The sequence below is a fragment of the Novosphingobium olei genome (assembly GCF_037076535.1).
GTDB classification, from domain to species: domain Bacteria; phylum Pseudomonadota; class Alphaproteobacteria; order Sphingomonadales; family Sphingomonadaceae; genus Novosphingobium; species Novosphingobium olei.
On sequence record NZ_AP029021.1, the window covers coordinates 1270392 to 1283492 of the forward strand.

Sequence of the window (13101 nt, forward strand, 5' to 3'; positions counted from 1 at the left end):
GCCTATGGGATGTGGGTGTCGTGAACGCGCCCGCGAAGATCCGCCTTGGCGATGGCACGCCGCTCGTCACCCGCATGTCTGCGGCGGAGTACCATGCCGACCCGGCACCGGTGCCCAGCCTGTCGGCAACGCTCGGCAAGCTGCTGCTGACGAAGTCGCCGCGCCATGCCTGGCACGCCAGCCCGCGTCTCAACCCCGATTGGGAGCCCAAGACCAGCGAGACGTTCAATGTCGGCCGCGCTGCGCATCGGGCCGTGCTCGGCGCCGGGGAGGACTATGTCGCCATCCCGTCCGAGATCCTCGCCAAGAACGGCGCAGCAAGCACGAGCGAGGCGAAGGCCTTCATCGCGGCCCAGCTTGAGGCCGGACGGACGCCGCTCAAGCCAGACGCTGTCGACGAGATCGAGCAGATGGCGGCGCTCGCCCGCGTTCGGCTCGCAGAACACGGCGTCCAGCTTGACCCCGAGCGTTCCGAGCTTTGCGCCGTGGCCGAGATCGACGGCGTCTGGTGCCGCGCCATGTTCGACAACGTGCCGGCTGATCCTCGGTCGCCGATCTGGGATTTTAAGACCTGCGAGGACGCCAGCCCGCAAGCCTGCCTGCGCGCCGTGATCAACTACGGCTACGACTTTCAGGCCGAGCACTACCGCGCGGTCTGGAAGGCCGTGACCGGCGAGAACCGCGAGTTCGGGTTCATCTTCCAAGAGAAGAGCGCGCCGTACGAGGTCTGCCTGATCAAGCTGTCGGGCCAGTTCCTCGACCTTGCCGCCATGCGCGCCGCGCGCGCCCGGAAGATATGGGCCGAGTGCACGCGCACCAACAACTGGCCGGGCTACCCGACCGGCTTCCACGAAATCGATGCGCCGGCCTGGTTGGTCGAGCGCGAAATGCAGGAGCATTGCTGATGCCTATCCGCTTCATCCCCGTTGCCGAGATCCACGACCCGCTGACGATCGCCCTGGGCATCTCCGGCGGCTCCGGCACCGGCAAGACCTTCACGTCGCTGCGCGTCGCGCGCGGCATCGCCGAGGCCATCACTGGCAAGAAGGGCGCGCCTATCGGCTACGTCGACACCGAGAACAAGCGGGCGCTGCACTACAAGGCCGCGTTCCCGGAGATGGCGCACTTCGACTTCACCGCGATCAACGACGACGGTGAGCTGGTCGGCTTCGGTCCCGAGCGCTGGATCGAGGTCATCGACGCAGCCGAGGCCGCGGAATTGCCGGTGCTGATCTTCGACAGTTTCAGCCACGCATGGGAAGGTGTCGGCGGCGTGCTCGACCTTCACGCCCAAGTGCTCGACCGCCTCGTGCAGGAAGCGCAGAAGCGCGCCAACGGTCGCTACGACGTCGATCCGGCCAAGTTCAGCCAGCTGGCGTGGGCCGAGGTCAAGCCGCGCTACCGCCGGCTGATCGACCGCATCGTGCGTGCGAAGACGAACATCATCATCTGCACCCGCGCCAAGCCGGTGATGCAGGCGGGATTCGGCGACAAGGCGAAGAACGCGCGCAAGACCAAGACCCGGCGCGACGATGTGCCGTGGGATCCGGCGAGCGATGCCGACCTGATGTTCGAGATGACCGCGATGATCATCCTCGATCCGATCGCGCCCGGCTGCCCGGTGCACCAGATCAAGGTCGCCGACCAGTTCAAGAACCTCTTCGATCCGCGCAAGCCGATGTCCGAGGCGACCGGCGCCGCCATGGCCGAATGGGCCAAGGGGCAGGGCGGGGCGCAGAAGCAGAAGGAGACGATGGACCTTGCCCGCGAAAAGGCGCGCGGCGGGTCCGAGGCCTTCAAGGCCTGGTGGGCTGGCGACGAGGGCAAGCTCGCTCGCAACATCGTCCGGCCGATCATGGAGGAAATCCAGAAGATCTGTGCCGACGCCGATGCTGCCGCGCTGCAGACGGACGACGATCCGTTCGCGCAGGGCCGCTCGGATGAGGAGCACGGTGACCAGCACAACGGCACCGAAGACGTGGCCGCTGCGGCCTAACCACCAAGGAGAACTGACCAATGGCCGAATCCGCCGACGACCGCCTGCGCCTTCTGATCGAGCGCATCGAACGCCTCGAGGAAGAGAAGAAGGGCATCAGCGACGACATCAAGGACGTCTACAACGAGGCCAAGGCCACCGGGTACGACGCCAAGGTGATGCGCATCATCGTCCGCCTTCGCAAGATGAAGCCGGATGACCGCCGCGAGCAGGAGTGCGTCGTCGAGACGTACAAGAACGCGCTCGGGCTCGACTGACTTTCACCCCAAGGGAACGGCGCGTCAGCCTAAGAAGCGGCGCCGGGAGATTATGAGCACCATGGATTGCGCACACGGCGTTCCGATGAACCTGCCATGCGGTGCCTGTGGAACAGCGCCCCTGTCGATCGACCAGACGCTTGCCGAGCGCGGCAGCCGCTACGGCAGCTTCGCCGAACATGCCCGCATCACGCAGGCGATCAAAGCGGCGATGGCCGACAGTCCGAATTGGGCCAAGCTCGACGCCGACATGCGCGAGGCGCTGGAAATGCTGGCGCACAAGGCCGGACGCATTCTGAACGGTGATCCTGCCTATCACGACAGCTGGCACGACATCATCGGATACACGAAGCTCGTTGCGGATCGACTGGCATGACCATCCCCCCGCTGATCCACGACTGCCTCAAGACCTGGCTCCCGGTCCACACGCACCACCTCATCGCCGAGGCCGCGTCGCTGGAAACGGACCTGCACTGCGACGCGCTGGTCCCGCTCGACCTGTCCGAGGCGCTGCGGGAGCACTTCGGCCAAGAGGTACCTGACGCCGTGATCGAGCGGTGGGAGACGGTGGGCGATGTCTGCCGGACTTATCGGGAGATGGAAGGAGTTTTGGCGTGAGTGCGCCGCGTGTCCTGATCGGCTGCGAACGTTCGGGTGTGCTGCGCCGCGCCTTTCTCGCGCTCGGTTTCGATGCCTGGTCTTGCGACCTTGAGCCTGCCGACGATGGCAGCAACCGCCATATCCGCGATGACCTTCTTGCCCATCTCGACGACGGTTGGGACATGCTGGCCGTGATGCACCCGCCGTGCACGATCCTATGCAACAGCGGCGGCCGCTGGCTCTACATCGGCGGGAAGAAGGTGAACGGGCGAGACGAACCGCGCTGGGCAGAACTCGACGCCGCGGCGGCCTTCTATCGCGCGTGCCGAGAGAAGGGGAACATCCGCCGGCGGGCTCTCGAAAATCCTGTCATGCACCGCCACGCGATCGAGCGCACGCAGCGCGGCCGGACGCAGTTCGTGCAGCCGTGGTGGTTCGGCGATCCGTTCTTCAAGTCGACCGGGTTCGAGCTGATCGAGCTGCCGGACCTGCAGCCGACGAACAAGCTGACCCCGCCCAAGGCTGGGACGGATGAGCACAAGGCGTGGAGCCGGGTGCACCGCATGCCCCCGGGCGCCGAGCGCGCGCGCCTGCGGAGCGAAACATTTCCCGGGTTGGCGGATGCCTGTGCTGATCAATGGGGCGCGGCCTTGCTCAACCCGGCTCAGCCCGACCTTTTCGACAGGATCGCAGCATGACCGACCCGCGCCCCTATTCCGTGCCCCAGCTGGCCGACCGCTGGGGCGTCTCCGAAGGCCTTGTCCGCAAGCTGATTCGCGATGGCCGCTTGCAATGCTTCCGACCTGGTAGCCTGATCCGAATCAGCGCAGCGGAAGTGGAGAAGTTCGAATGCCAGCAGCAAATGATAGCGAGTTCAGCGTCCAACGACTGCGAGGCGGCTTCGCGCTCGTCTACAAGCTCGATGGCAAGCGCGTCCGCCGCCAGCTCGCCGCCACGGATCGGCAGAGCGCCGAGGCGGAAGCCCGCGCTCTCTGGGCCGGCGCCGACCGTGGTGTCTGGACCGTGGGCCGGATCATGACCTCGTACCTTTCCACCATCAGCCACAAGCCCTCGTATGGGCGGCGGCAGGATGCGTGGAAGGCGATGAAGCTTTTCTGGGACAACGTGGATCCCAAGCTGATCGACGAGACGATGTGCCGCGCCTACCGCAACGCCCGTAAGGTCGGTGACGCCACGGCGCGCTATGAACTTCTGCAGCTATCGACCGCGCTGGGCTGGGCGACAACCAACGGCCCGCGTCTCGACAAGCGCCCGGCGATCTGGCTTCCGCAACAGCCCGAGCGCAAGACCCGGCACCTGACGCGCCCGGAGCTTAAGCGGTTCTTCGCCGCGGTGAAGGCCGACCACGCCCGGCTCTACGTCATGCTCGGCCTCTACACGATGGCCCGCCCGTCCGCGATCCTCGAACTGACCTGGGATCGCGTCGACTTCATGCGCCGGCTGATCGACTTCACGCCGCCAGGCCACAAGCGCACGGCCAAGCGCCGCACCGTCGTGCCGATCAGCGACGAGTTGATGGTCGAGCTGCAGAAGGGCCACGCTGCGCGCACCACAGATCACGTGATCGAGCGCGGTGGCCGACCCGTCGCCTGCATCAAGAAGGCGTTTCAGGCGGCCTCCGAAAGGAGCAATGTCCGCGCGACGCCTTACACGCTGCGCCACACCGGCGCGGTCTGGGCGGCAGAGGCAGGCGTCAGCATGGACGAATTGGCTCAGTTCATGGGTCACGACGACGCATCGACCACCGCCAAGCACTACGCCAGGTATTCTCCGGGCTATCTTTCGAAGGTCGCGAACGCGATCGGGAGTGTCGCATGAGGTTCAATATGGGGCTTCGACCCATGTCTGCGCATGGCGCGCAGGCAACAAAAAACCCCCGGTTTCCCGAGGGTTCATTGCTTGTGAAGTGGTCGGGGAAAGAGGATTCGAACCTCCGGCCCCTGCCTCCCGAAGACAGTGCTCTACCAGGCTGAGCTATTCCCCGACCGATCTGCGGCCGGTCACCCGGCTGCAAGGCAGGCGCGCCCTATACGGGGGCGTTTGCCGGTACGCAAGCGGGGAGGGCACAATTTTTGCGACCCTCCCGTTTTCCGCGGATTTACGCGGATCAAGCCGCGTGCCGCAGCGTGAAGCCGGCACTTGCCGCTTCGGTCCGGAACCGCGCGACAAGGGCCTTTAGGCTCTCTGCCTCCCGCGCCAGGCTGTGTGCCGCAGCGTTGCTCTCTTCGACCATCGCGGCGTTCTGCTGGGTCACCCGGTCGAGATCGCCGAACGAGCGGCCCACGCTGTGAAGGTCGCGCGCCTGCGCTTCCGCAGCGCTGGCGATGTCGCCGATGGCGCTGCCGATCCCGGTGATCTGCTCCACGATCGTGCGCAGCACAGTGCCGGTCTCGCCGACGAGCGCAACGCCTTGGCTGACCTGCTCGCTCGAGACGCTGATCAGGCTCTTGATCGTCTGCGCAGCATCTGCCGTGCGCTGGGCCAGCGCGCGCACTTCATTGGCAACCACGGCAAACCCCTTGCCCGCGTCGCCAGCGCGTGCGGCCTCGACCCCGGCATTGAGCGCCAGCAGGTTGGTCTGGAAGGCGATGCCGTCGATCAAGGTGATGATCTGGCTGATCTCGCCTGCCGACTGCTCGATCGCGTTCATCGCGTCAATCGCGCGCTCCACGACCTGGCCGCCGTTATAGGCATCGGCTTGCGCCGTGCTGATCGAGACATTGACCTCACCAGCGCGGCTGGCGGTCGATTCGATTTCCTGCGTCAGCTTGTGCGTTGCCGAGCCACTGTGTTCCACGGCGCTTGCCTGCTGTTCGGTCCGGCGCGAAAGGTCGTCGGAGGCATTGCGGATTTCGGCCGATCCATTGGTGATCTGCAGTGCGCTGTCGCTGACCGAGCGGACGAGGCGGGAAAGGTCGCTCGTCGCGGCATTCAGCGTCATGCGCAACGGCTCATACGCAGCCGGGAACGCCTGCTCGATGCGCATTGCCAGGTCCCCCTGCGCAAGGGCCGCAAGCCGGGCTTCCAGCGCATCGATCACTGCCTTCTGCTCGGCGGCGACCTGTTCGCGTTCGCGCGCACTGGCCTGGGCGAACTCTTCCGCCGTGCTGCGGGCAGACGCCTGGCGGACAACTTGTGTCTCGAGCTGGCTGGAAAGAAACATCAATGCGCCGCTTTCCACGACCACGATCACGGCATGCATCACGACGCGCGTAAAGTCGGGGCCGTCAGGAAAGACGAGCGTCGGCGCGAGGAAGTTCGTGGCGAGATGGTGGACTGCCGTCACCGCTGCCGCCACCAAGATGGGGCGCCAGTCTGCCAGCATCGCAAGCGTGGCGATCACGGCAAAGAAGACCATGTGCTGGTCGAGAATCCAGTCGGAGCCGGACCACTGCGCAAGAAACAGCGCGGGATAGAGCGGTATGGTCAGGCCAAGCACGAGGCGGACTTGGGCGTCGCAACGGCCCGAAATTGCAAACAGGGTCGGAAGAACCGAAAGCGCCACGGCCAGCAGCGCGGGCAGATAGCCGCCACCCGCCAGAGCGCGGCCCAGGGCGATGGCGGTGCACAGCCAGCCGATCGCTGCCAGCGCGCGGACGCCCCGCCGGCGCAGGTCTTCGAGATCATCCATTTTCAGAAGTCCTTGATGGTTCGCCGCCCTTTGGCTTGGGCAGGGCGCAAAGTGTGGAAGGCACCGCGATCAGCAGCCAGCCGTGCTGAAGCGCAGAGAAAGCCGCATCGCTTCGCGCGAGCTTCACGACTGGCCACCCGCCCACCGATGACTGACCGAGGATCTGGGCCCCCTCGGACAGCGAGGTGATCGCGTGGCGCGACGTTTCCCCGGCAAACGGTATGGCAACGGCGGCTCGCCCCGCGAAGGGATAGCCGGTCGCGAGGGCAAACAGGACAAGTGCAAGCATCGCCTGGATTGGCGCAACTGCCTGACTCGCTGCGATTCTGGACAAACGACCGGCCATTGAAGTGCTATGGCAAGCCGCGCTTGATGGTTCGCCCAAAGGGGCAACGGAACACTACGTAGGCTTTGGCGCAAGGTTTGGGCGATCGCCCCTTCCGCTGCCGACCGCGCGCGCCTAGTCTGCGGGCATGGCATCCCGGCTGGCCCCGTCCGATTCCCTGCCCGATCATCCCGAGTGGCAGTATCTCGATCTCATGCGTCGGATCTGGGAGCATGGAGATGAGCGTGTCGACCGCACGGGCGTCGGCACGCGGTCCGTCTTCGGTGCGCAGTTGCGCTTCGATCTGTCCGGCGGGCGCATGCCGTTGCTCACCACCAAGCGTGTCTACTGGAAGACCGCGACGCGCGAATTCCTGTGGTTCCTGACCGGGGATACCAACATCCGCGCGCTTTGTGCGCAGGGTGTGGAGATATGGACGGACTGGCCGCTCGATCGCTACCGCCGCGAAACGGGGGATCCGATCGAACGCGCGGACTTTTCACGCCGCATTGTCGAAGATGCGGATTTCGCCGCGCGCTGGGGCGATCTGGGGCCGGTATACGGCAAGCAATGGGTCGACTGGCCGGTCTATGAGCCGGCGGGCGAGGGGCTGTTTCGCCAGCGCGCCGGCGGCGTGAACCAGGTCGCGCAAGTGGTCGAAAGCCTGCGCAACAGTCCTGGCAGTCGTCGGCACATCGTCGAAGGGTGGAACGTCGCCGAGCTTGACGCGATGGCCCTGCCGCCCTGCCACAAGACGTACCAGTTTCACTTGGCCGGCAATAGGCTCAATGGCCTGCTCTACCAGCGCAGTTGCGACGTTGCTCTGGGCTTGCCGTTCAACCTGTGGGGTGCCGCGCTGTTCATCCGCATGCTCGCCCAGCAATGTGACCTTGAACCGGGCGAGCTGGTGTGGATGGGCGGAGACACTCACCTGTACCTGAACCACGCGGATCTGGTTGAGCAGCAGCTGGCGCGTACGCCTGCGGGCGACCCCCGGCTCGAGCTGATTCGCCGCCCGGATTCCATCTTCGATTACGCCATCTCGGACTTTGTCGTGCACGGCTACGAGCCGCAGAAAGCCTTGTCCGCGCCTGTCGCCGTCTAGTGCGGGGCCCTGATTGACTCGGAAAGCGCCGCGTAATAAAATAACAAGGCGCTAAAATTTTGCGAGCATCGGCACGAGGCGGTTCCTCGCGCGTTCGCTTCGCGGGAGAGTCCAGACATGCGGATTTGCACAGCATGACCGCGAAGGCGAACGGCAACCTGCCGCCCCTTTCGCTCCACGTGCCCGAGCCCAAGTTCCGGCCCGGCGATGCCGTGGATTATTCACATATCGAGGTACCGCCGGCTGGCGCGCAGCCGCGTCCCGACGAAGGCTGCGCAGCGGTCGAAACGCACCCGCTGTGCATGGATCTCGTGCGCGTGCTGGGCGAGGATGATGCGGCGCACGGGCCCTGGGATCCGCGGCTTGATGCCGAAACGCTGCGCCGGATGCTGCGCACGATGGCGCTCACCCGCGCCTTCGACGATCGCATGTATCGCGGCCAGCGCCAGGGCAAGACCAGCTTCTACATGAAGTGCACCGGCGAGGAGGCCACCTCGGTCGCGCCGGCGATGGCGCTGGCGGGCGACGACATGGTGTTCCCCAGCTATCGCCAGCAGGGCATCCTGATCGCACGCGGCTATCCGATGGTCGAGATGATCAACCAGATCTACTCGAACCGGGCCGACAAGCTGAAGGGCCGTCAGCTGCCGATCATGTATTCGGCGCGCGAGGCTTCGTTCTTCACCATCAGCGGCAACCTCGCCACGCAATATCCGCAGGCCGTCGGCTGGGCCATGGCGAGCGCGATCAAGGGCGACACCCGCATCGCCGCGACGTGGGTGGGCGAAGGCTCGACCGCGGAAGGCGACTTCCACTCGGCGATGACTTTCGCCACGGTCTACAACGCCCCGGTGATCTTCAACGTGGTCAACAACCAGTGGGCGATCTCGAGTTTTTCAGGGTTCGCCGGCGCCGAGCGCACGACCTTTGCCGCGCGCGCCATCGGCTATGGCATGGCCGGCCTGCGCGTCGACGGTAACGATCCGCTCGCGGTCTATGCCGCCACGCAGTGGGCCGCCAACCGTGCCCGCGCCAATGGCGGGCCGACGCTGATCGAACACTTCACCTACCGCGCCGAAGGCCATTCGACGTCGGACGATCCCGGCCAGTACCGCTCCGCGCAGGAGCGTGAAGAGTGGCCGCTGGGCGATCCGATCAACCGGCTCAAGAAGCACCTGATCGCGCTCGGCGAGTGGTCGGAAGACCAGCACGCCGCGATGGACCGCGAACTGATGGAGCAGGTCAAGGCTGCCACCAAGGAGGCCGAGAAGAACGGCGTGCTCGGCCACGGCCTGCACCACCCGTTCCACACCATGTTCGAGGACGTGTTCGAAGACCTGCCCTGGCACCTTAAGGAACAGAGCGAGCAGGCGATCCGCGAGCGCCGCATCAAGTGGCCGGAATGGAAGGAGTCGTGAGCATGATCGAGGAAGCCCCGGTTAGCCTTGCTGACGCCCCGACCCGCCGCCTCAACATGATCGAGGCGATCAACGACGCGCTCGACATCATGATGGAGCGCGACAACAACATCGTCGTGATGGGCGAGGACGTCGGCTATTTCGGCGGCGTATTCCGTGCCACCGCCGGCCTGCAGAAGAAGTACGGCAAATCCCGCGTGTTCGACACGCCGATCTCCGAATGCGGGATCATCGGCGTGGCGGTCGGCATGGGGGCCTATGGCCTTCGCCCCGTGCCGGAAATCCAGTTTGCTGACTACATCTACCCCGGGCTCGACCAGCTCGTCTCGGAAGCGGCACGCCTGCGCTATCGTTCTGCGGGCGAATTCATCGCGCCGCTGACCGTGCGCTCGCCCTTCGGTGGCGGCATCTTCGGCGGCCAGACCCACAGCCAGAGCCCCGAGGCATTGTTCACGCATGTGGCGGGCCTCAAGACGGTGGTGCCTTCCACCCCACATGACGCCAAGGGCCTGCTGATAGCCGCGATCGAGGACAACGATCCGGTGATCTTCTTCGAACCCAAGCGGATCTACAACGGCCCGTTCAACGGCTACTACGACAAGCCGGTCGAGCCGTGGAACAAGCACGCCGACAGCGGGGTGCCGGAGGGCTATTATTCGATTCCCTTGGGCAAGGCGCGGATCGTGCGGCCGGGGCAGGCCTTCACCGTGCTCGCCTACGGCACCATGGTCCACGTCGCCGCGGCGGTCTGCGCCGAAAAGGGCGTCGATGCCGAGATCATCGACCTGCGCACGCTCGTCCCGCTCGACATCGAGACGATCGAGGCTTCGGTGGAAAAGACCGGCAAGTGCCTGATCGTTCACGAGGCGACGCGCACCGGTGGCTTCGGTGCAGAGCTTTCCGCGCTGGTGCAGGAGCGCTGCTTCTACCACCTCGAAGCGCCCATCGAGCGCGTGACGGGCTTCGACACGCCTTATCCGCACAGCCTTGAATGGGCTTATTTTCCGGGTCCCGTCCGCATTGGCGAGGCCATCGACCGCTTGATGAAGGCTTGAACCCCATGGGCAAGTTCACATTCCGCCTGCCGGACATCGGCGAAGGCATCGCCGAGGCCGAGATCGTCGCCTGGCACGTCAAGGTCGGCGACCGCGTCGAGGAAGACGGCCGCGTGGCCGACATGATGACCGACAAGGCCACGGTTGAAATGGAAAGCCCGGTCTCGGGCATCATCGTCCAGGTCGCGGGTGACGTCGGCGATGTCGTCGCGATCGGTTCGCCGCTGGTGGTGATCGAGACCGAAGGGGAAGGGGAGGTCGAAGAAGCCGCGCCCGCACCCAAGGCCGAAGTCGTCGAGCAGCGCATCGAGGCGGAAACCCCCGCGGTTGCCGAAGTCGCGCCCGAACCGGCTCCGGCTCCAGCTCCGGCGCCTGTCGTTCCGGCTTCACCGCCGCCAAGTCGGCCACCTGCAGCAGCCAAGCCTGGACTGCAGCCGTCCCGCACGGCGCACGGCGCCAAGGTCCTCGCCAGCCCGGCCGTCCGCCAGCGCGCCCACGATCTCGGCATTGACCTTTCCGAAGTGCGCCCGTCCGAGGAAGGACGCATCCGCCACGCCGATCTTGACCAGTTCCTCGCCTACAACGCAGCGGGTGGCTATCGCGCGGCGGGCCCCGATCGCGGGGACGAGACGATCAAGGTCATCGGCCTGCGCCGCCGCATCGCCGAGAACATGGCCGCATCCAAGCGCAACATCCCGCACTTCTCCTATGTCGAGGAATGCGACGTGACCGCGCTCGAGGCGATGCGTGAACAGCTCAACGCCAATCGCGGCGACAAGCCGAAGCTGACGATGCTGCCGCTGCTGATCACCGCGTTCTGCCGGCTGCTGCCGCAGTTCCCGATGCTCAATGCGCGCTATGACGATGAAGCCGGCGTGGTGACGCGCTATGGCGCAGTGCACATGGGCATGGCGGCACAAACGCCCGCCGGCCTGATGGTCCCGGTGATCCGCAACGCACAGGGCCTCAACCTGTGGCTGCTCGCGCGCGAGATCGGGCGCCTTGCCGAAGCCGCGCGCAACGGCACCGCCAAGTCCGAGGAGCTGTCTGGCTCGACCCTGACGGTCACTTCGCTCGGGCCGCTTGGCGGCGTCGCCACCACGCCTGTGATCAACCGCCCCGAAGTCGCCATCATCGGTCCCAACCGCATCATCGAACGGCCGATGTTCGTGCCCGACGGCATGGGTGGCGAGCGCATCGAGAAGCGCAAGCTGATGAACATCTCGATCAGCTGCGACCATCGTGTTGTCGATGGCTGGGACGCGGCAAGCTTCGTCCAGGCAGTCAAGAAACTGATCGAAACGCCGGTGCTTTTGCTCGCCGACTGATCGCTGTGGAAGAGGTGGAAAAATTGTCGCGACACTTTGTTGACAGGCGCGCTGCGCTGGCATAGTGGCGCGGCTCCCAAGCGGAAACGCGGGTGTAGCTCAGTTGGTTAGAGTGCCGGCCTGTCACGCCGGAGGTCGCGGGTTCGAGCCCCGTCACTCGCGCCATTCGCTTTGGGACACGAAATGGGGCGCTTGCGGGCGCCCTTTTTTGACGATGAGCGGGTGTAGCTCAGTTGGTTAGAGTGCCGGCCTGTCACGCCGGAGGTCGCGGGTTCGAGCCCCGTCACTCGCGCCATCGTCGAAATGATCATGCATCGAAAAGTGAAAAGGCGTCCTGCGGGACGCCTTTTTCGTTTGGGTCATGCTCTGGCGAATGGAAATCTGTCAGGCCGACCAGCGGCCCGTTTCCATCCAGATCAGGAAGCGCCGCAACGGCAGCAGCCAGGCCACGCCCAGCACCAGATAGATCGGCACCTGCGCCAGCACCGGAAGCGCGCCGATCCAGTTTGACAGTGCCGCCACCAGCACCGCATAGGCCATGAGGGCCGCGAACAGCGCCAGGATGCCGACCGGCTTGCGCCAGGTGGGACGCGCATCCTTGAACTCGTCCATGCTCACTGCCTTTCCGTTCCGGTCACCATGGCCCGTAAAGCCGTGTCGGGGTTACCACGGCGCGCAGCGGGCGGTCATGGGGCTCTTCGGGCAGGCTGTCGACCAATTGTGCATCCCAGGCAAGGCCGATGGCGGGCACTTCGGGATACGCTGCCAGCCAGCGGTCGTAATGGCCACCGCCCTGGCCCAGCCGTTGTCCGTTTGCAGTGAAGCCGACCAGCGGCACGAACAGCAGATCGGGCACCACTTCGTCGGCGTCCTCGACTGGCTGCGCCATCCCGTAGGGACCAGGCACCAGCAGTTCGTCGACATGCGGAGATGCCCACGTGCGGAACGTCATCGCCGCTTCGCGGGATGCGAACCAGGGCAGGGCGATGCGGTGCCCCCCTTCATGGAAGAAGCGCGCATAGGAAAACGCCGGAGCCTCGTCGGCCGTTGCGGCATAGAGCCCGATCGTCGCGCCATCGGGCACGATGTTCAGGAGCGGAGCCGGGGGGCGCATGAACAGCAGGGCCTTCACGCGCGGATCGAGCGCGGCGACGTGATCGCGGCGCGCGGCGCGTAACGTCTTGCGCAAGGCGGCCTTGCTTTCCGGCACAGGTACTCCAGCTTTGCTCAGGGAAAGGTGGGTGACGGGACCACCATGGGTCGTTTGCTCGGAAAATCCACCGACGCCTCAACGTCAGGTGGGGACCATTTACCCGGGACCCCAATGGAAACAGAGTGGTCCAGGGCAGGGACAGCCCCCATGGA

15 protein-coding genes, 3 tRNA genes and 1 pseudogene are annotated in these 13101 nt (G+C 65.5%); 14 read left to right on the forward strand and 5 right to left on the reverse strand.

Annotated features, from left to right (window positions below; all coding sequences use genetic code 11):
• Positions 1-20: 20 nt before the first annotated feature.
• The 8 genes and pseudogenes from AACH40_RS06055 (at position 21) to AACH40_RS06085 (ending at position 4692) form a co-directional block, all read left to right on the forward strand.
• Entirely contained in the window at positions 21-905 is an 885-nt protein-coding gene (locus AACH40_RS06055; RefSeq protein WP_338644770.1) for a PD-(D/E)XK nuclease-like domain-containing protein, read from the forward strand.
• Positions 905-1996, forward strand: a complete 1092-nt coding sequence (locus tag AACH40_RS06060) for a hypothetical protein (RefSeq protein WP_338644772.1) — start codon at positions 905-907, stop codon at positions 1994-1996. The genes AACH40_RS06055 and AACH40_RS06060 overlap by 1 nt, the downstream gene beginning before the upstream one ends.
• A 20-nt stretch (positions 1997-2016) precedes the next feature.
• Complete coding sequence (locus AACH40_RS06065) at positions 2017-2253, forward strand: DUF2312 domain-containing protein (protein ID WP_169493030.1); 237 nt, start codon at positions 2017-2019, stop codon at positions 2251-2253.
• A 52-nt stretch (positions 2254-2305) separates the two neighbouring features.
• Positions 2306-2629: a hypothetical protein gene (locus AACH40_RS06070; RefSeq protein ID WP_338644775.1), complete on the forward strand. Its 324-nt coding sequence runs from the start codon at positions 2306-2308 to the stop codon at positions 2627-2629.
• Complete coding sequence (locus tag AACH40_RS06075) at positions 2626-2871, forward strand: phosphopantetheine-binding protein (protein WP_338644777.1); 246 nt, start codon at positions 2626-2628, stop codon at positions 2869-2871. Before AACH40_RS06070 ends, AACH40_RS06075 begins: the two co-directional genes overlap by 4 nt.
• Positions 2868-3551 carry a hypothetical protein gene (locus tag AACH40_RS06080; protein ID WP_338644779.1) on the forward strand — a complete coding sequence of 228 codons (684 nt, stop codon included), beginning with the start codon at positions 2868-2870 and terminating at the stop codon, positions 3549-3551. Before AACH40_RS06075 ends, AACH40_RS06080 begins: the two co-directional genes overlap by 4 nt.
• Positions 3548-3688, forward strand: a pseudogene (locus tag AACH40_RS18890) (helix-turn-helix domain-containing protein); the annotation flags it as partial. The gene AACH40_RS06080 and the pseudogene AACH40_RS18890, both read left to right, overlap by 4 nt.
• A 14-nt stretch (positions 3689-3702) precedes the next feature.
• On the forward strand, positions 3703-4692 hold the full coding sequence (locus AACH40_RS06085; protein WP_338644781.1) for a site-specific integrase: 990 nt from the start codon (positions 3703-3705) through the stop codon (positions 4690-4692).
• Between the two features lie 89 nt (positions 4693-4781).
• On the opposite strand, the gene AACH40_RS06090 is transcribed toward AACH40_RS06085, so the two are convergent.
• The 3 genes from AACH40_RS06090 to AACH40_RS06100 all read right to left on the reverse strand — a co-directional run bounded on the left by AACH40_RS06090 (position 4782) and on the right by AACH40_RS06100 (position 6851).
• Positions 4782-4858: transfer RNA gene (locus tag AACH40_RS06090), tRNA-Pro, on the reverse strand.
• Between the two features lie 123 nt (positions 4859-4981).
• Positions 4982-6505, reverse strand: coding sequence for a methyl-accepting chemotaxis protein (locus AACH40_RS06095; protein ID WP_338644783.1), 1524 nt, complete (start codon positions 6503-6505; stop codon positions 4982-4984).
• Positions 6498-6851, reverse strand: coding sequence for a hypothetical protein (locus AACH40_RS06100; RefSeq protein WP_338644785.1), 354 nt, complete (start codon positions 6849-6851; stop codon positions 6498-6500). The genes AACH40_RS06095 and AACH40_RS06100 overlap by 8 nt, the downstream gene beginning before the upstream one ends.
• Positions 6852-6978: 127 nt before the next feature.
• Here AACH40_RS06100 and thyA point away from each other — a divergent pair, with 127 nt between their 5' ends.
• The 6 genes from thyA to AACH40_RS06130 all read left to right on the forward strand — a co-directional run bounded on the left by thyA (position 6979) and on the right by AACH40_RS06130 (position 12031).
• Positions 6979-7935 carry a thymidylate synthase gene (thyA, locus tag AACH40_RS06105; protein ID WP_338644787.1) on the forward strand — a complete coding sequence of 319 codons (957 nt, stop codon included), beginning with the start codon at positions 6979-6981 and terminating at the stop codon, positions 7933-7935.
• A gap of 134 nt (positions 7936-8069) precedes the next feature.
• Positions 8070-9353: a 3-methyl-2-oxobutanoate dehydrogenase (2-methylpropanoyl-transferring) subunit alpha gene (locus tag AACH40_RS06110; protein ID WP_338644789.1), complete on the forward strand. Its 1284-nt coding sequence runs from the start codon at positions 8070-8072 to the stop codon at positions 9351-9353.
• A 2-nt stretch (positions 9354-9355) separates the two neighbouring features.
• Positions 9356-10408, forward strand: coding sequence for an alpha-ketoacid dehydrogenase subunit beta (locus AACH40_RS06115; RefSeq protein WP_338644791.1), 1053 nt, complete (start codon positions 9356-9358; stop codon positions 10406-10408).
• Positions 10409-10413: 5 nt separating this feature from the next.
• Entirely contained in the window at positions 10414-11736 is a 1323-nt protein-coding gene (locus AACH40_RS06120; protein WP_338644793.1) for a dihydrolipoamide acetyltransferase family protein, read from the forward strand.
• A gap of 88 nt (positions 11737-11824) precedes the next feature.
• Positions 11825-11901 (forward strand) — tRNA-Asp (locus AACH40_RS06125).
• A gap of 53 nt (positions 11902-11954) precedes the next feature.
• Positions 11955-12031, forward strand: a tRNA-Asp gene (locus AACH40_RS06130).
• Positions 12032-12120: 89 nt separating this feature from the next.
• On the opposite strand, the gene AACH40_RS06135 is transcribed toward AACH40_RS06130, so the two are convergent.
• Both AACH40_RS06135 and AACH40_RS06140 read right to left on the reverse strand, forming a co-directional pair.
• On the reverse strand, positions 12121-12348 hold the full coding sequence (locus tag AACH40_RS06135; protein ID WP_338644795.1) for a DUF2842 domain-containing protein: 228 nt from the start codon (positions 12346-12348) through the stop codon (positions 12121-12123).
• A gap of 22 nt (positions 12349-12370) precedes the next feature.
• A complete protein-coding gene (locus AACH40_RS06140; RefSeq protein ID WP_338644797.1) occupies positions 12371-12946 on the reverse strand; it encodes a 5-formyltetrahydrofolate cyclo-ligase in 576 nt (191 codons plus the stop codon).
• Positions 12947-13101: the final 155 nt, after the last annotated feature.